Origin of the sequence: Kribbella sp. NPDC049174 (assembly GCF_043197365.1) — a bacterium.
Lineage (GTDB): Bacteria > Actinomycetota > Actinomycetes > Propionibacteriales > Kribbellaceae > Kribbella.
On record NZ_JBICSZ010000003.1, the window covers coordinates 35805 to 56548 of the forward strand.

Annotated in this window: 15 protein-coding genes; 2 read left to right on the forward strand and 13 right to left on the reverse strand. The window is 69.0% G+C overall.

Going from position 1 to position 20744, the window contains the following annotated elements; genetic code table 11:
- Position 1: 1 nt before the first annotated feature.
- The 5 genes from tsaE to ACGFIF_RS17430 all read right to left on the reverse strand — a co-directional run bounded on the left by tsaE (position 2) and on the right by ACGFIF_RS17430 (position 5169).
- On the reverse strand, positions 2-949 hold the full coding sequence (tsaE, locus tag ACGFIF_RS17410; protein WP_393155545.1) for a tRNA (adenosine(37)-N6)-threonylcarbamoyltransferase complex ATPase subunit type 1 TsaE: 948 nt from the start codon (positions 947-949) through the stop codon (positions 2-4).
- The gene (locus tag ACGFIF_RS17415; RefSeq protein ID WP_393155547.1) at positions 946-2076 is read right to left on the reverse strand and encodes an alpha/beta fold hydrolase; all 1131 of its coding nucleotides are present in this window, start codon (positions 2074-2076) and stop codon (positions 946-948) included. Before ACGFIF_RS17415 ends, tsaE begins: the two co-directional genes overlap by 4 nt.
- Positions 2073-3233, reverse strand: coding sequence for an alanine racemase (alr, locus tag ACGFIF_RS17420; protein WP_393155549.1), 1161 nt, complete (start codon positions 3231-3233; stop codon positions 2073-2075). Before alr ends, ACGFIF_RS17415 begins: the two co-directional genes overlap by 4 nt.
- Positions 3234-3248: 15 nt before the next feature.
- Positions 3249-3890 carry an HAD family hydrolase gene (locus ACGFIF_RS17425; RefSeq protein ID WP_393155550.1) on the reverse strand — a complete coding sequence of 214 codons (642 nt, stop codon included), beginning with the start codon at positions 3888-3890 and terminating at the stop codon, positions 3249-3251.
- Positions 3891-3975: 85 nt separating this feature from the next.
- On the reverse strand, positions 3976-5169 hold the full coding sequence (locus ACGFIF_RS17430; protein ID WP_393155551.1) for a hypothetical protein: 1194 nt from the start codon (positions 5167-5169) through the stop codon (positions 3976-3978).
- 385 nt (positions 5170-5554) lie between these two features.
- On the opposite strand from ACGFIF_RS17430, the gene ACGFIF_RS17435 reads away from it, so the two are divergent.
- The gene (locus ACGFIF_RS17435) at positions 5555-6319 is read left to right on the forward strand and encodes an META domain-containing protein (RefSeq protein ID WP_393155553.1); all 765 of its coding nucleotides are present in this window, start codon (positions 5555-5557) and stop codon (positions 6317-6319) included.
- Here ACGFIF_RS17435 and ACGFIF_RS17440 read toward each other — a convergent pair.
- The 4 genes from ACGFIF_RS17440 to ACGFIF_RS17455 form a co-directional block, all read right to left on the reverse strand.
- On the reverse strand, positions 6309-9260 hold the full coding sequence (locus tag ACGFIF_RS17440) for a PIG-L family deacetylase (RefSeq protein ID WP_393155554.1): 2952 nt from the start codon (positions 9258-9260) through the stop codon (positions 6309-6311). The genes ACGFIF_RS17435 and ACGFIF_RS17440 overlap by 11 nt on opposite strands.
- A gap of 84 nt (positions 9261-9344) precedes the next feature.
- Positions 9345-10739: an NAD(P)H-hydrate dehydratase gene (locus ACGFIF_RS17445; RefSeq protein WP_393155555.1), complete on the reverse strand. Its 1395-nt coding sequence runs from the start codon at positions 10737-10739 to the stop codon at positions 9345-9347.
- Position 10740: 1 nt separating this feature from the next.
- Complete coding sequence (locus ACGFIF_RS17450) at positions 10741-11091, reverse strand: holo-ACP synthase (RefSeq protein WP_393155556.1); 351 nt, start codon at positions 11089-11091, stop codon at positions 10741-10743.
- A 71-nt stretch (positions 11092-11162) separates the two neighbouring features.
- On the reverse strand, positions 11163-12155 hold the full coding sequence (locus ACGFIF_RS17455; protein WP_393155558.1) for a LacI family DNA-binding transcriptional regulator: 993 nt from the start codon (positions 12153-12155) through the stop codon (positions 11163-11165).
- Between the two features lie 111 nt (positions 12156-12266).
- Between ACGFIF_RS17455 and ACGFIF_RS17460 the strand changes: the two genes are divergently transcribed.
- Positions 12267-14555, forward strand: a complete 2289-nt coding sequence (locus ACGFIF_RS17460; RefSeq protein ID WP_393155559.1) for a beta-glucosidase — start codon at positions 12267-12269, stop codon at positions 14553-14555.
- On the opposite strand, the gene ACGFIF_RS17465 is transcribed toward ACGFIF_RS17460, so the two are convergent.
- The 4 genes from ACGFIF_RS17465 to ACGFIF_RS17480 are packed head-to-tail and all read right to left on the reverse strand — an operon-like array spanning position 14546 to position 20730.
- Positions 14546-16501, reverse strand: coding sequence for an alpha-glucuronidase (locus tag ACGFIF_RS17465; RefSeq protein WP_393155560.1), 1956 nt, complete (start codon positions 16499-16501; stop codon positions 14546-14548). The genes ACGFIF_RS17460 and ACGFIF_RS17465 overlap by 10 nt on opposite strands.
- The gene (locus ACGFIF_RS17470; protein ID WP_393155561.1) at positions 16491-18482 is read right to left on the reverse strand and encodes a beta-galactosidase; all 1992 of its coding nucleotides are present in this window, start codon (positions 18480-18482) and stop codon (positions 16491-16493) included. The genes ACGFIF_RS17465 and ACGFIF_RS17470 overlap by 11 nt, the downstream gene beginning before the upstream one ends.
- Positions 18479-19093: a hypothetical protein gene (locus ACGFIF_RS17475; protein WP_393155563.1), complete on the reverse strand. Its 615-nt coding sequence runs from the start codon at positions 19091-19093 to the stop codon at positions 18479-18481. The genes ACGFIF_RS17470 and ACGFIF_RS17475 overlap by 4 nt, the downstream gene beginning before the upstream one ends.
- Entirely contained in the window at positions 19093-20730 is a 1638-nt protein-coding gene (locus ACGFIF_RS17480; RefSeq protein ID WP_393155565.1) for an extracellular solute-binding protein, read from the reverse strand. The genes ACGFIF_RS17475 and ACGFIF_RS17480 overlap by 1 nt, the downstream gene beginning before the upstream one ends.
- Positions 20731-20744 lie beyond the last annotated feature (14 nt).

Genomic DNA, 20744 nt, shown 5'->3' on the forward strand with positions numbered 1-20744 from the left:
CTCAGTAACTCTCCAAAGCAGGCGGGTTCGCCACCGGGGCGGACACGCGGACACCGGATGCCGCCCAGCGCGGACCCACCGGCGTGATCCGGATCTCGCGGGTCTCGTCCGTGTCGTCGTCGCCGCGGGTCACCACGATGTCGAGCCGGTCCGGCGCCAATGACTCGGCGAGCCCATGACCCCACTCGACCACCGTGACCGCGTCGTCCAGACTCGCGTCCAGATCGAGATCGTCCAGCTCCGCGATCCCGCCCAGCCGGTACGCGTCCACGTGGACCAGCGCCGGACCGCCCGCCAGTGACGGATGCACCCGCGAGATCACAAACGTCGGCGACGTGATGTCACCCCGCACCTTCAGCCCGGCCCCGAGGCCCTGGGTGAACGTCGTCTTGCCCGCACCCAGATCACCCGACAGCACGAGTACGTCGCCGGCCCGCAGCTGACCCGCGAGCTCCTCGCCGATCGCCCGCATGTCGTCGGCCGTCGGGACAGTGAACTCGAGCGGCATCGCCTTGGCGTAGATCAGGTTGTGCTCGTGCTGCTCGACCACCGAGTACCCACGCCGCCGCCAGAACTCCACGGTGTCCGGCAGCTCCACCCGCGCGATCAGTTGCACCCGGCTCAGCCCCCGCCGTACGGCGACCTCCTCGGCGCAGCCGACCATCGCCGACGCGACGCCACGCGCCTGGTGCCGCGGATCCACCGAGACCCGGCGCAGGTTGAGGATGTCGCCCGACTCCTCGAACAGCACCGCACCGGCCGGGGACCCGTTCACCCGGACCAGCAGACCGCCGTGCTTGTTCACCGCGGCGGTGACGGTCGTCGCGTTCTCGGACAGGGCGGTGGACGGCGGGTCGAGCACCCGCCGGGAGGAGAACGCGTGGTGGATCACCGCGACGATCTCGTCCGCGTGGTCGGCGGTGGCGTCGACGACGTGCAGGTCGGTCATGTGTGTCCCAGGGATTGTTCGGCTCGCTCGATCATGCCAAGGAGCGCGGCGGTGAACTCACGGTGGTGCTCGATCAGGCCCAGGTGACCGCAGTTCTTCACCTCGACCAGCTCGGCGCCGGGCACGTGCCGGACGATCTCCTCGGCGTGCGCGAACGGGGTCAGGTGGTCGTTGTCCCCGCCGATCACCACGCACTCCACCTTCTGCAGCGGCTCCAGGGCGTCGTACTTGTCGTGCAGCGCGAAGATCGGGTAGAACTCCGCGATCACCGAGATCGGCGTCGCCGCGATCATCTCGTTGACGAACTCGGTGAAGGCCGGCGGCACCTCGGAGCCGAACGAGTACTTCCGGGTCAGCAGGTAGCTGATGTCCGTGCCGGCCTTGCGGCTGCGTTCGACCACGTCAGGGATCCGCGCCAGCACCGACACGGTCGGGGTGGCCAGCGTGCGGAGCATCATCCCGAGCTTGCCCGGCACGATGATCGGGACCCGGTCCAGACCGCCCGCGCTGGTCGAGCACAGCCCGACTCCGATGATCCGGTCGCCGAACAGCTCGGGGTGCGCCTCGGCCAGCGCCATGATCGACATGCCACCCATCGAGTGCCCGATCAGGATCACCGGACCGGTCGGCGCGAACTCCGTCATGATCCCGTGGAGATCGCGGCCGAGCTGCTCGATGCTGACGTTCTCCTTCGGCGACCGCCCCGACCGTCCGTGCGAGCGCTGGTCGTAGAACACCATCGTGCCGATCCCGGCCAGGTCGCGGCGCTCGAAGTGCCAGCAGTCCATGTTCAGGCCGTAGCCGTGCGCGAAGATCACGGTCAGGTCTTCCGGCGGCAGCGGCAGCTTCTTGCCGAACCGCCGCTTCGGCGGCGGCGCGGGCCGGCGAGACCGCTTCAGCTCGTCCACCTCGACGTACAGCTCGACGCCGTCGTCGGCGGTGAACACATGCGGCGTGCCGCGCAGCGAGCCGAACGGTTCGGCCTCGAGCTGCGCGCGCTGACTCGACCGACGGCCGATCACCTGCCGCTCGACCGCGACCCCGGCCGCCGCTCCGGCAGCCAGCACCCCGACCGCGGCTCCGATCAGACCGGCGGTCCGCCCTGCTTTGGAAACAGAGGGGGTCATGCCGGCCCGCCATCGACGTAACGCCGTGGGATCCGTGCTCCCAGCCGGGTGACGATCTCGTAGTTGATGGTCCGCGCCGCATCGGCCCAGTCGTCCGCCGTCGGCTCACCCGCGGTCCCCGGCCCGAACAGCACCACCTCGTCGCCCGCGGCCGCCTGGTCGTCCTCGAGGTTGACCACGCACTGATCCATGCAGATCCGGCCGACGATGGTACGACGCTCGCCCCCGGCCTGGACCGGGGCACCGTTCGACGCGTGCCGTGGCAGGCCGTCGCCGTACCCGAGCGGGATCAGACCGAGGGTCGACGGCCGCGGCGCGGTCCAGGTCAGCCCGTAGGAGACACCGGCGCCGGCCGGGACGCGTTTCACCATCGCGAACCGGGCCTTGAGCGTCATCGCCGGGACCAGGCCCAGCTCGTCCGACGGGAGCGCGTGCCCGAACGGCGAGAGGCCGTACGTCGCCACGCCGGGCCGGACCAGGTTGAAGTGGGTCTCCGGCAGCGCGAGGGTGGCGCCGGAGTTCGCCAGGTGCTTGAACTCGGCGTCGACACCGAACGACTCGGCCACCTCGATCGCCTCGGTGAACGTCGCCAGCTGGGCCTCGTTCGCCACGCTCTTCGGCTCGTCCGAGGAGGACAGGTGCGACCAGATGCCCTTGATCTCGATCCGGCCGGTCCGCTGCTCGCGGAGCGCGGCCCGGATCAGCGCCGGCCACTCCTCCGGTACGGCGCCGCCACGGCTCATGCCGGTGTCGATCTTCAGGTGGACCCGGGCCGGCCGATCGGTCACCCCGGCGGCGAGCTCGTCGATCTCCCAGGGCGCGCCCGCGGACAGGTCGATGCCGGCGGCGATCGCGTCCTCGAGCGGCTCGCCGGGGGTGGTCAGCCAGCAGAAGATCGGCCCGGTGTCACCGGCCTCGCGCAGTGCGAGCGCCTCCTCGAGGACGGCGGCGCCGATCCAGTCCGCACCGGCCTCGCGGGCGGCCCGGGCGACCGGGATCATGCCATGGCCGTAGCCGTCGGCCTTGACCACGGTCATCAGCTGCGCACCCGCGGCGCGGGCACGCAGCGTGGTGACGTTGTGACGAATCGCGGCCAGGTCGACGACCGCTTCGGCGCGGACCGGGCGGTCGCGGCCAGGTGACTGGAGGGTAGACATAGCTCCTCCAGTGTCTCAGGCGCCGTCGAGCAGCTCTGCCAGGGCGGCCATGTCGTGGAAAACCGCGTCCGCGGACGACAGCTTGGCGGGGTCCGTCATACCGGCGTACCCGAACACCTTCATCCCGGCCGCGTTGGCCGCGGCGACGCCGAGCGGGCTGTCCTCGACGACCACGCAGTCGCCGGGTTTGACGCCGAGCGAAGTCGCCGCGTGCAGGAACAGGTCGGGTGCGGGCTTGCCGTGGGCAACGTCCTCCGCACTGAAGATCCGGCCCTCGAACCGGTCCAGGAAACCGACCGCGGTCAGCGCCGTCCGGATCCGGCGATGGGTGCCGGACGAGGCCAGGCAGTAGGTGACGCCCTGGGCGTCCAGGTGGTCGAGCACCGCCTCGACACCCGCGATCGCCTGGAGGTTCGCGAACCCGTCGAACAGCCGCTGGTGGTAGCGGTCCTCCAGGTCGGCGGGCAACGGCCGTCCGAGCCGCGCCTCGGCCTTCTGCCGCATCGAGGTCATGCTCCCGCCCATGAAGTCGCGGACCGCCTCCTCGAACGTGTACGGCAATCCCGCCTCGGTCAGCAGCTCGGCCAGGATCGTGTTGGCCAGCCGCTCCGAGTCCACCAGTACGCCGTCGTTGTCGAAGATCACCAGTCCGCTCACGCCAGCACCCTATGCAATGGCGCGGCCGCCGTGACGTCGGGCGTCACGGCGGCCGCGGGGTGCGCGAGAGCGGGTTGGGGTGGGGTCAGTTCTCCTGGATGGAGAAGTCGGTGAAGCTGAACCGCTGCTTGGTGTTACCGGTGGACACGACCTCGACGCCGTAGTCGACCTGCCAGGTCGTGGCCTTCGGGGCCCAGCCGCGGTCGACCATGTCCTTGAAGAAGCTGGCCAGCGGCATCGTGCCGGACTTCTGCGTCACCTGGGACACGTAGGCGGTGTAGCCGCTCTGGTGCCAGACGTCGTAGGTGAACCCGCCGAAGGTCACGGTGCCCACCTTGCGGCCGGCCGGGACCTGACCCTTGTTGTCGGTCCAGATCATCAGCTCGTTGTTCAGCCCGTCGCCGATCCACGCGTCGAACGCGACGTTGTAGATGCAGGCGCTGCAGTTGGCCGGCGTCGTCGCGGCGAACTTGGCCGACTGGATCTTGGACAGCGGGACGTCGTTGTAGTCCTTGTGCACGTTCGGGTACGCCTGCACGCCCTTGTCGCCCGGGAGCGGCTGGGTGACGTCGACGTACCAGTTGTCGAAGCTGCAGGCGCCGAGCGAGTAGGTGCCGTTCTCGTTGTTCCACATGTTGTTGTGGACGTAGTACGCGCCGAAGGTCCGGCCCTCGCCCTGGTTGTTGTTCGACGTGGTGGTCCACACCGGGTTGGTGCAGCTCTTCACCGGGCTGTTCGTCGACGTCGGGGTCGACGTGGTGGTGGGAGTGGCCGTCGGCGTGGACGTCGTGGTCGGGGTCGCCGTCGGTGTCTTGGTCGGCGTGGACGTGGTCGTCGGGCTGCTGGTCGGCGTCGTGGTCGGCGTCGACGTGGCCGTCGGAGTCGGCGTGGTCGGCTGCGGCGGCGCCGCAACGAAGTCGTAGTGCGCGGTGTACCGGATCTTGGTGCCGGCGCGGTACTTGTCGCCGCCGCGGCTCAGGACCCGGAGCCGGAAGCTCTTGTCGGTGGTCTGGTCCGGGTCGATCGACAGGATCGACGGGCCGGCCCCGGTGGCCGTGATGGCGGTCGGCTTCACGCCGAAACCGTGCAGCACGGTACAGCTGGAGTACGCGTCCAGGACGCAACTCTCGACGCGTCCGACGCTTGGGAGGGTCGAAGCCGTGCTGTCCGCCGACGCGCTGGTCGTGGTCGCGGCGACAGGGGAGTCCTTGGCCGCCTGAACGGCGATCGGCGCGGCGATGAGCGCGCCGATGGCAAGGAACACCGCTGGAATGACCACGCGGCTTCGGGCAGTTCGGATGGGGGGCATGCGAAACATTCCTCGTCTGCTCGACGGGCCGGCGCTGCTTGCCCCAGCACTACAGGACGGCCCAACAACTGTTCTGTTTGGTCCCCAGAGAGGCCAGGACAGTCGACGCCCCCGATGCGCCGAACCGATCCGGGCAGACCGGGCGATCTGTGTCGCCGGACATGTCCTTTTCGTTCGCTCTCGCACGTACGGCGCCCGACGTTATCCAACCGTGATCTGAAAAGCCAACCCGGGGTGCCCTTTTCACGCAGCGTATCCAGAGTTCACGGGAGTGTCGCGCGTGTCGTGATCACTCAGAGCCATCGATCCGGAAGTGCAACGTCAGGGCCTGCCGAGGCGTCGTAGGGGTGTGAGGATGCGGATGATCGCCGTGGCCGGCGCCGGCCTGTTGCTGGCGCTGACCGGGTGCGGAAACGAGGCGAGTGCGGGCGGATCGCTGAAGGGGAACGTGTACCTGTCCACAGCCGTGACCGAGGACGGGAAACCGAAGCAACTCGTCCCCAACAGCCGGGTCCGGTTGACGTTCACCGACGACGGCCGGCTGATCGCCGACGCCGGCTGCAACTCGATGCAGTCACCGGTGGACACCGGCGGCGGCCAGCTGACGATGGACGACGAGATCGCGCAGACGGCGATGGGCTGCGACCCTCAGCGGCACGCCCAGGACGGCTGGCTGATCAAGGTGCTGCAGTCCGAGCCGACCTGGAAGCTGGAGGCCGACCGGCTCACCGTCACCTCCGGCGGTACGACGATCTCGCTGACCGATCGCAGGACCGCCGAGCCCGACCTCGCCCTCGACGGCACCAAGTGGTCACTGGAGACCGTGATCAGCGGCGAGACCGCGTCCCATCAGGCCGGCTCCGAGAAGGTCTGGATCACCCTCAACGGCGACCGCGTCACCGGCTCCACCGGCTGCAACGAACTCCAGGGCAAGGTCGCCCGCGGGACCGGCACCCTCACCTTCGGCGAGATCGCCACCACCCGCCGGGCCTGCCCCGGCGACGCCGGCAAGCTCGAGCAGACGCTGCTCACCAACCTCAAGGGCGATGTCAGCTACGAGATCGACTCCAACCGCCTCAAACTCCGGGCCGGAAGCAACGGTCTCGACTTCACCGGTTGAGCCGCAGGTCGAAGGCCTGGACCTTGTTCTGTGGGGTTTCGTAGGACACGAGTAGGCGGCCGTCGGCGGCCAGCTTGGCGTGCTGGGCCGGCGTGAGCGGGATGGACCAGCGCTGCGTGCCGCGGGTGATTTGCTGGGTGGACTCTTTGACCACGTGGCCGCTCATGTCCGGGGACCACGGTGGAGTGGCACCGTCGGTGACTGCGCACGGGGTCAGGCCGTAGTCGGGTGGCGGGTCCACGGCGGGTGAGCAGCTTGTCGTCCACACCGGGATGGCGTCGATGTTCCCGGTCGTCAGGAAGGCTCTGGCGGTGCCGGTGCCGGTGCCGGTGCCAACCGAGCGTGTGAAGATGTCCACGCTCGATCGGCCGAGAGCGGCGGACAGGACCTTGAGGTCGGTCGTCGGGACACGGCCGGAGATCGGTACGCCGTTGCGCGCCGACTGGGCGATCGTCTGCGGCGAGAGTGCACCGTTGAGGTTCGGGTTGGAGACGTTCGGCGGTGCCGGCGTGGTCGGGCGGTCCGCGGGTGGTGTGTAGCCGGGCAGGGTGGCCAGACCCCAGCGGTACGGGTCGGACTGCACCGAGCCGAGTGCGGACCAGCCGAGTCGCGTGCTCTGATCGATGTGCCGCAACGTCGTCGTACCTGCTGCGGACGTGTCGTCGTTGTCGTACGGCGTGATGTTCAGACCCAGCCTGGTCGGGTCGACGGCCGCGGGCAGGGTGGCGAGCGGGATCTTCACCTCGAGGTCGTAGCCACCGCCGGCGTACGCGTGCGGCACCGTCGTCTCGTTGCTCCCGACCCACTGGGCCGTCGACGCGACCTCTACGCCGGGCGCGTTGCCGGTGTCGAGCTCGCCGCTCGAGTAGCCCTGGTGATTGTCCGCGTCCCTCGACCAGCACGGTCCTCCGCTCTGGCTGAACGGGAAGATGCCGAGCTTGAACGTGTTGGCGGTGTCCATCAGCGCCTGCGATGCGGTCCCGCGCGGATCGAGCAGGATCTCCACCGAGTCGGCCTGCCAGTGACCGACACATTCGGCCGGCGTCACGGCGTACGACTGGTAGTCGTCGCGCACATGGATGAAGAAGTACAGGGCGTCGTCCGACCACGACACCTTGGCCGTATTTCCTTCACCCGTTGGCGAAACGCCGCAGTCGTCGACTCCGGTGCAGTTGGCCGCGCCCTGCCAGATCCGGCCGAGATCGAGCGCCGGGCCCGGGTACTCACCCGGCTCCGCCTTGCCGTCGACGACCGGTTGGGCCTGCGAGATGGTTGTCGTCGGCACCAAAGTCAGGGTCAGCGTTTCGCTCCCCGTGGCGGTTCTGATCGGGATGGAGACGCTCTGTGTCGCGGGCAACGAGGTGTCGGTGTTGGTCAGCCTGAAAGTGACCGTGGCGTCGCCGCCGGGCTGAACGTCGTACGGCTTGGACGACGCGTCCACCGTGAAGTTCGCGGGCAGCTCCAGCGACGCCGCACCACTCTGTGGTTGCGCCGACCAGTTGTGCACGACGACCGGTACGTCGATCGTGCTGCCGACCCCCATCGACTGGATCGCCGGGGAGCGGCCGAGGCGGTTCGCCTGCGGCGCGGTCGTCGCGAGCCACTCGTCGTACTCCTGCCAGTTGCCCCACCGCTGGAACCTGCCTTCGGCGGCCGCCACGATCCGGACGACGTTGTCGGTGTAACCGGAGGCCTTCGCGGTGGTGTAGGTCGCGGCGATCTTCGCATTCTGGTCCACCGGGGCGTTGGCCGCCGGGGTCACCGTGAAGGTGATGTCGGCGGTTGACTCCGCTGGGACCGGCTTCGGTCCGTCAGTGGTCCACCCGGGCGGCGCGGTCAGCGCGATGTTGCCCTGGGCAAGCTTTCCGCGCGGCGCCTTGAGGTGCACGGTCGCCTGGAACGGCTCGCCCGCGACGTTGTAGAACCGGCTGAAGGTCAGGTACTGCAGCGTTCCCAGCGGCAGTCCGCCGGGATCAGGCTTGGTGGCTCCGAACAGGATCGCCTCGTCGAGCCCGGCCTGCGGACTGGAGTTCGGCTGGAACGGGACGAACGACTGCGTCATCGCGAAGCGAGAGCACGCCGGGGTCGAAGTTCCCTTGAACATCACCCGGCTCTGGGTCGGGTACGCCGCCCGGCCCTCGTCCGCGACCTGCTGCCAGATCTTCGCCGAACCGGCCGGCTGACCCTGCAGGTTCCCGGCGGGCCACTTGTACGGCGACTCGTACCCGGTCCACACACCGGCGACGGTGTCGAGGCCGCTCGGGGTGAAGCCGGTGGTGCAGTTCGGGGCGGACGTCGTACCGCCGCTGCCCGCCGTACTGCCGCCGGAGAAGACCTTCTTCACCTGCCAGGTGCTGAGCGCGTGCGGGCCCTTGAGCTGCTCGGGGAACCTGGTCGGGTCGGCGGCCGCGAGTACGCCCTCCCAGATCAGCCGGCCCGCCTGCTGGTGGTTGCCGTGCCCGGCCGCGAGGGTCGGCGTGAACCCGATGTAAATCTCCGGCTGCGTCTCCCGAATCACCCGCGTCACCCGGCGCAGTGTCTCCTCCTCGTCCCAGAAGTACTGCGTCAGCGGCGCGCTCTGGTTGTAGAAGAAGTCGATCCGGTCGAGGTTGAAGATGTCGACAGTCCCGGACCGGTAGTGCGCGACCCGGTCCTCGTTCTCCCGCCGCAGGCCCAGCTCCGGCCCCAGCTCGGTCCCGGTCGCGTTCCCGCCACCCTCGCCGCGCGTCACCATGATCACGCCGCACTTCACGCCGTACCGCTGATGCCACACCCCACACGGCCCGATGATGCTCGTGTCGTCATCCGGATGGGCCCACTCCCCCATCACCTGGATCTTCGTCTCCGGATCAGCCACATAGCCCTTGACCGCGGCGTGCGCGGCAGGCAACGGCAACGCGGCGAGCAGAGCGAGGACGACGACCAGCACGAATCGCTTCATGTGCACACTCCAAGGGCGGCGGAGGCACCAGCACCCTCAGTCCTATCCGCCGCCCCGGATCCGCGCAACCGCTTACCGCGCGCCTCAGCCCAGGATCTGGCGGGTGGCCTCGGGGAGGGCGGCGGCGACGGAGAGGGCGGTGATGGGGCCGGAGGCGGAGGCCAGGTTGGCTGCGGCGGCGTGGAGGTAGGCGCCGACGCTGGCCGCGTCCAGGGCGGTGAGGCCTGCGGCCAGGAGAGCGCCGCAGATGCCGGCCAGGACGTCGCCCGCGCCGGCGGTGGCCAGCCAGGGGGTGGCGTTGGTGTTGACGCGGACATGCCGGTCGGGAGCCGCGATGACCGTGGTGGAGCCTTTCAGGAGGACGGTGGCGTCGAAGCGTTCGGCGGCCAGGCGGGCGTGCTCGAGGCGCTTGGCCTCGACGGTGGCGCGGTCGACGCCGAGCAGGCGGGCCAGCTCCCCCGCGTGCGGTGTCGCCAGTACGCCGGTGTGGTCGCCGGAATCCTCGAGCGCCCGGAGACCATCCGCGTCGAGGACGATCGGCTCCTCCGCGTCAAGCAGGTCGCGGACTCGGTCGACATCGAGCTCGTCGCCCAGGCCGGACCCCACGGCCCACGCCTGCACGCGTCCCTCGCCGGCAACGATCTCCGGATGGGCCGCCCGGACTTCGGCCGCCACCGCGTCCGGACCGACGTACCGGACCATGCCCAGCGGACCGCCGAGTGCGCCGGCCGTGGCGATGACGGCAGCGCCCGGGTACTGCGCTGAGCCGGCCATCAGACCGAGTACGCCGCGGGAGTACTTGTCGGACTCGCCGTACGGGACGGGGTACAGCTCGCGTACGTCGGATGCCTGCAGCGACTCGACCGCGGCGGGCGGGAGGTCGAGGCCGATGTCGACCAGGTGGACCGGGCCGCACGCGGTGGCGGCGGGGTCGATCAGGTGGCAGATCTTGTGGGTACCGAAGGTGACCGTGAGGGCGGCGTGGACGTGCGGCTCCGGGGTCTCGCCGGTGTCGACGTCGACACCGGACGGCGTGTCGACGGCAACGATCGGTACGGCGAACTGGCCGGCCAACTCGACGGCGGCCAGCGCATCCGGACGGAGACCGGGGCGGCCGCCGATACCGACGATGCCGTCCACGACCACGTCGGCGTCAGCGATGTCGTCGGCGGACCCGATGCGACCGCCAACGGACAGCAGCGCGTCCAGCCCCGCGGTGTGTGCTTTGTCGGAGAGCAGTACGGCGGTCACGAGTGCACCGCGACGGGCCAGGCGGACCCCGGCGTACAGGGCGTCGCCGCCGTTGTCGCCGGAGCCGATCAGCAGGACGACGCGGGCGCCGTACGTGCGCCCGAGGAAGTTGCTGATGGCAACCGCGAGGCCGGTGGCGGCGCGTTGCATCAGGGTCCCCTCGGGGAGCCGCGCCATCAGGTCGGCCTCGGCTGCGCGGACCTGCTCGACAGTGTGCGCGCGGCGCATGTCAGCCCTCCAGGATGACGACGGCGGACGCGATACCGGCGTCGTGACTCAGGGACAGATGCAGGCTCTGGACGCCCAGCCGGGCGGCCTGGTCGGCGACCGTGCCGGTGATCTCCAGCCATGGCCGGCCGGTCTCGTCGGTCTGCACCTCGGCGTCGTGCCAGTGCATACCGGCCGGTGCGCCGAGGGCCTTGGCCAGTGCTTCCTTCGCGGCGAACCGGGCCGCCAGGGACGCCGGTGGTTTGACCGCTTCGGCGGACGTGAAGACGCGATCCCGCAGACCAGGTGTGCGCTCGAGAGTCTTCATGAACCGCTCCACGTCGACCACATCGATACCCACGCCGACGATCATGTTCCTCACCCTAGCTGCCCCCTTGGAAAGACCAGGAAAGAGCACGCGCCGCGGGCGGCGCGGAAGGGGAGTCAGCTCGCGGGGCCTGCCGTTGATTGGCGGATACGCATGTCCACGGCGAGGTCCATCCGCAAGGCTGCCGGCGTGGTGCCGCGGGCCAGGTCGAGGACCATCCGGGTCGCCAACTCGGCCATCTGGCGCAGCGGCTGATGGACGGTGGTCAGCGTCGGGCTGACCCACTGCGCCACCGGCAGATCGTCGTACCCGACCACCGACAGGTCCCGAGGGATCTCCAGCCCGAGCTCGCGCGCCGCCTGGTAGACCCCCAGCGCCTGCAGGTCGCTGCCGGCAAAGATCGCGGTCGGGCGGTCCGGCATGCTCAGCAGCGCCAGCGCCTCCCGATGCCCGCTGCTCACCTCGAACTCGGCCGCGCGGATCAACGAAGGATCGATTGCGACCCCGGTCGAGCGCAGCGCGTCCGTGTACCCGTCGACGCGCATCCGCGAGCACAACGTCTCCACCGGCCCGCCGATCATCCCGATCCGGGTGTGCCCGAGTTTGCGCAGGTGCAGCGTCGCCATCCGGCCGCCGTTCCAGTTGGCCGAGCCGATGGACGGTACGTCGTCGCCCTCGTCACCGACCGGGTCGACCACCACGAACGGGATCCGCCGCGCCTCCAGCTGCGCCCGCTGGTCGGCATCGAGGTCGGAGAACACCATGATCACGCCGAGCGGACGCCGGAGCAGGACGGACTCGATCCACTCCTGTCGCGGCCGCCGGGCGCCGCCGCACTCGGACAGCACCAGCTCGACACCCTCGGCGCGAACCACTTCCTCGACGCCGCGGATCAGCTCGACCGCCCAGGCGCCGCCGATCTCGTGGAACACCAGGTCGATCATCGGGCTGCTCGCCGTACTGGTGGTGCGGCGCCGGTAGCCGTGCTCCTGGATGATGCTCTCGATCTTCGCCCGGGTCTCCTCGGCGACATCGGCGCGGCCGTTCAGCACCTTGGACACGGTGGGCACCGAGACCCCGGCCTGCTCCGCAATTTTCGAAATGGTCATCCGCTGACCCACGACGTACCTCCACCGTCATCGAGGCTGTGCAATCAGCACAATACAAGCTAACCTCTTCGCAGGTATCGTAACTGGTCCCGAAACTTTCGAGGAGTTCGCTTGACCGCCTGGCACGACACCACCGCACCCCCGGACGATCGGGTCGAGGCCTTGGTGGCCGCGCTGACCCTGCGGGAGAAGGTGTCCCAGCTGGCCGGCCTCTGGGTCGGTGCCGGCGACAGCGGCGAGGACGTCGCGCCGTACCAGCACGACATGAGCAGCGACCCGCCGGTCTGGGCCGAGGTGATCCAGGACGGCCTCGGCCAGCTCACCCGCCCGTTCGGCACCCGGCCGGTCGATCCGGCCACCGGCGCCCGGTCGCTGGCCGCGGCCCAGCGGCAGATCATGGCCGCCAACCGCTTCGGCATCCCCGCGGTCGCGCACGACGAATGCCTGACCGGTTTCGCCGCGTACGGCGCGACCATCTACCCGACCCCGCTGGCCTGGGGCGCCACGTTCGACCCCGAGCTCGTCGAGACCATGGCCCGGCACATCGGCAAGGACATGCGGTCGGCCGGCACTCACCTCGGCCTCGCCCCGGTCCTCGACGTCACCCGCGACTACCGCTGGGGCCGGACCGAGGAAACGATCGGCGAGGACCCGTACCTGGTCGGCACGATCGGTACGGCGTACGTCCGCGGCCTGCAGGACGGCGGCGTCCACGCCACCCTGAAGCACTTCGCCGGGTACTCCGCCTCCCGCGCCGGCCGCAACCTCGCGCCGGTATCGATGGGCCGGCACGAACTCGCGGACGTGATCCTGCCGCCGTTCGAGATGGCTGTCGTCGAAGGCGGCGTCCGCACTGTGATGAACTCGTACGCCGAGATCGACGGCGTACCGGTCGCCGCCGACCCCGAGCTGCTGACCACGCTGCTGCGAGACGAGTGGGGCTTCGACGGGACCGTCGTAGCGGACTACTTCGCGATCGCGTTCCTGCGCTCGCTGCACCAGGTCGCCGGCACCGACGGCGAGGCGGCCGCGCTGGCGCTGAAGGCCGGCATCGACGTCGAGCTGCCGACCGTGCACACCTATGGCGACGCCCTGATCGCCGAGGTCGAGGAGGGCCGGCTCGACGTCTCGTACGTCGATCGCGCCGTCCGGCGGGTGTTGCGGCAGAAGTGTGATCTCGGCCTGCTCGATCCCGAGGTCAAGGTCGAGCCGGACGGACCGATCGAGCTGGACAGCCCGGCCAACCGGGAGATCGCGGCGCGGCTGGCCGAGGAGTCGATCGTGCTGGTCGCGAACGACGGCGTCCTGCCGGTCGTCCCCGGCAAGAAGGTCGCGCTGGTCGGACCGCGCGGCATGGACGCCCACGCGATGCTCGGCTGCTATACGTTCCCGATCCACATCGCGCCCCGCTACCCCGGCACCGACGACGGCGTCCCGATCCGCACCCTCTCCGAGGCGCTGGTTGCGCAGGGCATCGACCTGAAGACGGCCGAGGGTTGCGGTGTCGACGACGGCTCCGACGACGGTTTCGAGGAGGCGATCACCGCGGCCGCCGAGGCGGATGTGGCAATCGTTGCTCTCGGCGACCGCGCCGGTCTCTTCGGCCGCGGCACCTCCGGCGAGGGCTGTGATGTCGAGACCCTGGTCCTGCCCGGGCGCCAGGCGGATCTGCTCGACGCGGTTCTCGACACGGGTACGCCGGTAGTCGTCGTACTGCTGTCCGGGCGCCCGTACGCGCTCGGCCGATTCGCGGAACGCACCGCGGCGATCGTGCAGGCGTTCTTCCCGGGTCAGGAGGGTGGGCCGGCGTTGGCCCGCGTCCTCACCGGCGCGGTCAACCCGTCCGGCCGACTGCCCGTCAGCCTGCCGCGGAGCGAGGGCGCGCAGCCTGGCACGTACCTCCACCAACCGCTGGCCGGCCTCAACAAGGTCTCGTCGGTCGACCCGACCGCACTCTTCCCGTTCGGCCACGGAACGTCGTACACGACCTTCGACTGGACCGACGCCACCGCGGACCGCGACACCATGCCGACCGACGGGACGGTCACCCTCCAGGTCACCGTCCACAACACCGGCGCGACCGACGGCACCGAGGTCGTCCAGCTCTACCTGAACGACCCGGTCGCCCGCGTGACCCGTCCGGTCAACCGCCTGATCGGCTACCACCGCGTCGACATCCCCGCCGGCGAGTCCCGCACCGTCGAGTTCACTGTCCACGCCGACCTCACCTCGTTCGCCGACCGCACCGGCACGCGCATCGTCGAACCCGGCGCCCTCAACCTCCGCCTGGCCAAATCCAGCGCCGACATCCAAGCCACCCTCCCCGTAACCCTCACCGGCAAGGTCCGCACCGTCGACCACACCCGCACCCTCCGGTGTGGCAGCCGCGCCTACCGGTAGATGATGCGGCCGGCGGCATCCGGGACGCCGCTGAGGCGGTAGAAGTAGGTGTTGACCTGGTCGCGCCACTCGCGGGCGTTGTGGAGTTGACCCTCGAGGCGGGTGGTGATGTTGTCACGCGTTCCCGGGTCGAAGCGGTCGGCGATGGCCTTCCAGCGGATGAGCATGGACTCGACTTCTTCGTAGCCCTGGAAGTGGGTGTCGTAGATGTACTGGAGGACTGTGCGGCCGTTCTGGAGGACGTGGTCGTAGGGCACGTGGTGGAAGAACAGCAGGAGTTCGTCCGGGCAGGTGTAGACGTTCTCGTAGCGGCTGGCGAGCGGCTCCGGGTACTGGCCGGTGAAGCCTGAGCCGGTCGCGACGGTCCGGTCGACACCGACGCCGTGGCGGTCCGCGAAGTGATACGTCCCCCACGCGGAGTACTCGTATCCGTTGACGCTCGGACCGTAGTGCGTACCGGGCGTGACCATGAAGCCGACACCGAGCGGTGCGGTGTAGCGCTCGTAGGTGCGCCACGAATCCGCCATGATCGAGACCAGCTCGGCCCGGGTCCGGTCGTCCATCGCGAACGTCGCCGCGGCCCACTCGTGCAGCAGGCTGACCGGGTCCGCGGCCGGATCCCACGCGAGCCGGCCGTACGCATAGAGGTTGCTCTGCGCAAGCTTGTGACCGGTCCAGTTCGGGTCGTCGCCGACGTTGGAGACGGCAACGATCGCCTTGGTGCGGTCGGCAAGGGTCGGCCCGCCGGCACCGGTCGTGTCGAACTGCAGGATCTCCCGCCACCAGGGCCCGAGGTAGCACAGGTCCTGCTGCTGACCGGTGTACTCCTGCGTCACCTGCAACTCCAGCGCGAAGCGCGTCTCCTGCAACTCCCCCAGCAACGGCGACATCGCCTCGCGCACCTGGAAGTCCAGCGGCCCGTGCTTGATCTGCAGGACGACGTTGTCGTCGAACAACCCGTCCAGCGGGATGAAGTGGTCGTACGCCGCCCGGGCCCGATCCGTCGTCCGATCACGCCAGTCCTGAGCATTGTCGTAGACGAAGCACCGCCAGTAGACAGTTCCCTGGTACGGCGCCAGCGCCCGCGCGAGCATGTTCGCCCCGTCCGCGTGGTGTCGCCCGTACGCGGCCGGACCCGGCCGGTTCTCCGAGTCCGCCTTGACCACGAACCCGCTGAGATCCGGTACGGCGTCGTACACCCGGCCGACCGTGGCCGACCACCACCGGGCCACCCGTTCGTCCAGCGGATCGGCCGTGTCGAGATCGCCGAGCTCGATCGGGGCCGCGAAGTTCACCGACAGGTAGATCGTGATCCCGTACTCGCGAAACACCGCGGCCAGCCGGGCCACGTCGGACAAGTGATCACTGATCAACCGCGTCTCGGCTGCGTGCACGTTGCCGTTGTTGACGACCACCGCGTTGATACCGATCGACGCCAGCAGCCGGGCGTACGCGCGGACCCGAGTCAGGTCCTGAACCACCCGGCCGTCGCGGAAGAAGATCGATCCACCGGAGTACCCGCGCTCGACCGCGCCCATCACCGGATGCGGGACCAGGTTGTCCCAGTGCGCCAGCATCCGGACCGGGACCGCCGGCCGCTCGACCACGGTGAAGTCGCCGGTCATCCACTCGAAGTACCGGAGCAGGTAGAAGTACCCGTACAGCAGCCCGCGACCGACCTCGGCGGCGACGACCAACTGGTTGCCTCGTCGCACCACCACGAAGCCTTCGTCACCCAGCCCGTCGGCCGGCAACGCCTGCTCGACCCAGGCGGCCAAGGGTGTCTCCTCGAGCCGCCCAAGGGTGCACAGGGCAACCTCTACGTCGTGACGGACCCGGCGCGTCTGCCGGAGCTCGGCCCGGATCGTCTGCGCCAGCGCACCCGAGGCATGGACGGTGACCTCGGGCAACCGTTGGCCACCGAGCCAGCAGGGGTCAAACGTCATCCGACCGCAACACCACCACACCGGTTGCCGGGAGCACCAGCTTCTCGCCGGCCTCGACCGTCACACCGGTGAGCAGATCAGTTCCCACAACGTCGGCCGCCACCCGCACCTCCCGGTCCCCGTGGTTCAGCAGGAAGAGATACCGCTGACCGTCCTTGTACCGCCGCGTCGCCTCGACGCCGTCGATCCTCGCATACGACCCGGTCAACCCAGCCTCTTCGATCACCGAACCCAGTACGGCGTCCAGACCGGCAGCGTCCAGCATGGTCCCGACATACCACGCGTGGCCCGTGCCGAACCGGTGACGCGTCACGGCCGCCGTCCCCGCATAGAAGTCCGACGTGTAGGTGCCCACCACCTCGGCGCCTTCGGGAATGACCAGGTCGAAGACGAGCGATCCCTCGACCGTCACGCCGTCCAGCTGCACCGGGTTCACCACCGACGGCTCCTGCGCATCGGTCTCATCCACCCGAACGCCGAGGATCCGGGCCAACGGCCCCGGAACGTCGGTCAGGAAGGCGTTGTCATCCACATCCACCCGCCCGGACAGCACACCGGTCACCAATGTTCCGCCCTGCAGAACGAACGATTCCAGCCGGTCTCCGAGCCCATCCGGGACCATGTGCAGCAGCGGTGCCAGAACCACGTCGTACGACGAGACGTCGGCATCCACCGGTACGACGTCGACGTCCACATCCAGCCGTTGGACGGCGGCGTACCAGGCGATCGCCGTACGGACATAGGAGACGTGACGCGACGGGCCGTCGGAGATCTCGACCGCCCACCAGCTGTTCCAGTCGATCATGAGCGCGACCTTGCTGCGCGTCTCGGCGCCGACGACATCGGCCAACAACGGCAACTCGGCGCCCAGCGCGGCGACCTCTTGGAACACCCGAGTGTCGGACCGTGAGGCATGGTTGATCACCGCGCCGTGGTACTTCTCGGACGCACCGCGGGACGCTCGCAGCTGGAAGAACAGCACCGTGTCGGAGCCATGCGCCAGCGCCTGATAGCTCCACAGCCGCATGACGCCCGGCCGCTTGACCGGGTTCACATCCCGGCAGGCGGTCGTCGACGGCGTCTGCTCCATCAGCCAGAACGACTGCCCACCCTTGAGCCCGCGCATCAGGTCGTGCGTCAGCGCCATCCGCGGCGCCGACCGATCGTCCGGCGGGTAGTTGTCCCACGAGATGACATCGAGGTGCTCGGCCCAGCGGAAGTAGTCCAGCGGCCGGTAGAAGCCCATGAAGTTGGTGGTGACCGGAATGTCGCTGTGCTGCCGGATGGCAGCCTTCTCGGCCTTGAAGTTCTCCAGCATCGCGTCCGACATGAACCGCAGGTAGTCGAGCGTGATCCCTTGGAACGCCGTGTGGTTCGGCCCGCGCCAGTGCTCGCTCAACGCGGACGGGGCGACGATCTCCTCCCAGTCGTAGAAGGTGTGGCTCCAGAACGTCGTACACCAGGCGTGATTCAGCGCCTCCAACGTGCCGTAGCGCGCCTGCAGCCAGACGCGGAAGGCCGCTGTGCAGTTCGCGCAGTAGCAGGAGCCGCCGTACTCGTTGCCGACGTGCCAGGCGACCAGGTTGGGCAGGTCGGCGTACCGCTCGGCGATGCGGCCGGCCAGGTCGACGGACAGCCGCTGGAAGACCGGACTCGACGGACAGTGGTTGTGGCGAGCGCCGTACACGTGCTTGCGGCCCTCGAAGTCGACCCGGGTGACCTCCGGATACTTGCGCGCCAGCCAGGCCGGGTGAGCCCCGGTCGCTGTTGCCAGGATGACGTTCCGGTCGGACAGCGATGCGGTGATCCGGTCGAGAACGCTGAAGTCGTACACGTCCTCGGACGGCTGCAACAGGCCCCAGGAGAAGACCCCGACCGTTGCGGTGTTGATCCCGGCGAGGTCGAAGAGACGCGCGTCCTCCGCCCAGACGTCGGCCGGCCACTGCTCGGGGTTGTAGTCGCCACCGAACCAGATCGTCACACGAACCGCCTCTCGACATCGGCGACCAACGGCCGCGTGATTCGGGCCAGCAGACAGAGCACCGGCGACAGCAGGAACACCGCGACCCAGTCGGACGTGAGCGTCACCAGGAAGACGAACCCAGCCCCGAGCAGGATCAGGTTGAGCGTGCAGCGCCACTGCGCGCCCAGGTAGTACGCCGACAGTCGCGCGGTGTCACGAACCCGGAAGGAGAACCGGGCCGTGATCACCAGCACGTTGACGAGCCACAATGCCACCAACGCCACGATCACCAGCCAGTCGGCGCTGAGCACGCTGATCACAACCGCCGCGGGCGCCCACAACTTCACCACGTCCAGCCAGCTCAACCGATAACCGCGCACGAAGTCCCGCACCGGCGACTGCTCCATCCGTCGTACGGCGTACAGGCCCGCGACCAGAGCCGGCCCGGCCGGGATCACCGCAACCGCGAACAACAGCGCGTTGCGGGGATCCGGCTCGAGCAAGACGACCGACAAGGCCGTCGGCAGCAAGGCGACCACCAGACACGCCTCGATCACCAGCAACTGGTAGACGAACATGCACGTCCGGTAGAGCCTGCCGTCGACGAAGCCGGTCGAGAGCGTCGACATCACTTACCGCCGTGGTCCTTCTCGTAGGCGGTGTGCGCGTCGTTGACCATTTTCAGGTACTTGTCCGCGCCCTTGCCGTTGAGCTCCTGGACGAAGGCGTCCCACTGGTTCATCGGCCGCTGTCCGAGCACGAACTTCAACGTCTGCTGGTTGACGAAGTCGGTCAGCGGCGTGTTCAGCAGCGTCGACTGCTCCCGGTCGGCATCACTCAACGGGTACGGCGGTGCCACCGGGACCGGCTTGTGCGTCGCCGCCATCTCCTCCTGCCACTTCAGCTCCGCGGGCACCATCATCGAATGCAGCAGCTGGGTCGTCCCGCCGTACGCGAAGACGCCACCGGAGAAGCCGAAGTCCTTGCGCAGATCCTTCTTCCCGGCACCGGGGTTCAGACCGTTGTAGTCGATCCCCGGCAGCAGCGCGGGCTTCCCGTCCTTCAGCTGGTACGTCGTCCCCTCGACACCCCACTTGGTGAACAGCTGGCCGGCGTCCGAGTACCAGAGCCAGTCGACGAACTGCATCATCGCGACGAAGTTCGGCTGGTCCTTCGCCTTCGCGTTGATCATGATGCCGTTCTCCAGCCGGGACCCACCCATCACCTGACCGGCCGGTCCGCCGGGGACCAGGATGCGGGCGACCTCGTACTTGCCCTTGCCGAGCGTGCTGTCCATGGTCTTGCGGTAGCTGGTGATCTCCTGCGAGTTGCCGCTGATCACGAACGACTGCCCGGTGACGAACTTCTGGATCGCCGGGTCGTCCTGCTGGGTGAAGGTCTCCGGGTCCAGCAGCTTGTCCGCCACCAGTTTGTTGAGGTAGGCAACCATGTCGTGGTACTGCGGCATCGCGGCCGCGGCCTGGAACTGGCCGGCCCCCTGGTCCCACTTGGCACCGTCGCCGTAGCCCCACCCGGCCGCCGTACCGTAGGCCGTGGCCAGCTGGTTGAGCAGGTTCTTGCCCTGGTAGCGATCCGAGAACGGGGTCTTGTCCGGGTAGGCCTGCTTCAGCTTCGCCAGCGCGGTGGCCAGCTCGTCCCACGTCTTCGGCACCGGGATGCCCTGCTGCTTGAAGATGTCGGCCCGGATGTTCAGCGTGTAGTCCGGCCAGAGTTCCTCGTGCAGACCGGGCAGCAGGTAGAACTTGCCGTCCTGCTGGCGCAGCGTGTCGATCTCCGGCTCGAGCTTCCACTGCTTGACCTTGGCCTGGAAGTTCGGCATCAGGTCGAGGTAGTCGCTGACCGGCAGGATCGCGCCGGACGACACGTACGCCGACTCCTGTCCCGGATACGTCTTCGGGATGATCAGCGGCGCGTCACCCGCGGCCACCAGCAGCGACCGCTTCTGCTCGTAGTCGCTCAGCGGTACGACGGTCGGCTGCAGCGTGACGTTCGTCTGCTCGGCCAACGCCTTCCACAGCAGCCAGTCCTTCTTGTACGGGTACGTCGGCGGGTCGTTGTACAGCACCGAGAACGACACCGGCTCACTGGCCTTGAACTGAGTGCCGACCGAGTAGTTGTCCATCGCACCGGTGCGGTTCTTGGAGGTGTCGGCCTTCTCGTCGCCGGAGGAGCCGCCACTGCACGCGGACAGAGCGAGCGCGGTCACCAGGGCGACGGCGACCCCCGCCCTTCTCAAGCTGATCATTCTGACTTCCTTTC

Bases quoted from the DNA above. Each gene is read 5' to 3' on its own strand.
- tsaE (WP_393155545.1), bottom strand. From the start codon at position 949: ATGACCGACCTGCACGTCGTCGACGCCACCGCCGACCACGCGGACGAG.
- ACGFIF_RS17415 (WP_393155547.1), bottom strand. From the start codon at position 2,076: ATGACCCCCTCTGTTTCCAAAGCAGGGCGGACCGCCGGTCTGATCGGA.
- alr (WP_393155549.1), bottom strand. From the start codon at position 3,233: ATGTCTACCCTCCAGTCACCTGGCCGCGACCGCCCGGTCCGCGCCGAA.
- ACGFIF_RS17435 (WP_393155553.1), top strand. From the start codon at position 5,555: ATGCGGATGATCGCCGTGGCCGGCGCCGGCCTGTTGCTGGCGCTGACC.
- ACGFIF_RS17440 (WP_393155554.1), bottom strand. From the start codon at position 9,260: ATGAAGCGATTCGTGCTGGTCGTCGTCCTCGCTCTGCTCGCCGCGTTG.
- ACGFIF_RS17445 (WP_393155555.1), bottom strand. From the start codon at position 10,739: ATGCGCCGCGCGCACACTGTCGAGCAGGTCCGCGCAGCCGAGGCCGAC.
- ACGFIF_RS17450 (WP_393155556.1), bottom strand. From the start codon at position 11,091: ATGATCGTCGGCGTGGGTATCGATGTGGTCGACGTGGAGCGGTTCATG.
- ACGFIF_RS17455 (WP_393155558.1), bottom strand. From the start codon at position 12,155: ATGACCATTTCGAAAATTGCGGAGCAGGCCGGGGTCTCGGTGCCCACC.
- ACGFIF_RS17465 (WP_393155560.1), bottom strand. From the start codon at position 16,501: ATGACGTTTGACCCCTGCTGGCTCGGTGGCCAACGGTTGCCCGAGGTC.
- ACGFIF_RS17475 (WP_393155563.1), bottom strand. From the start codon at position 19,093: ATGTCGACGCTCTCGACCGGCTTCGTCGACGGCAGGCTCTACCGGACG.
- ACGFIF_RS17480 (WP_393155565.1), bottom strand. From the start codon at position 20,730: ATGATCAGCTTGAGAAGGGCGGGGGTCGCCGTCGCCCTGGTGACCGCG.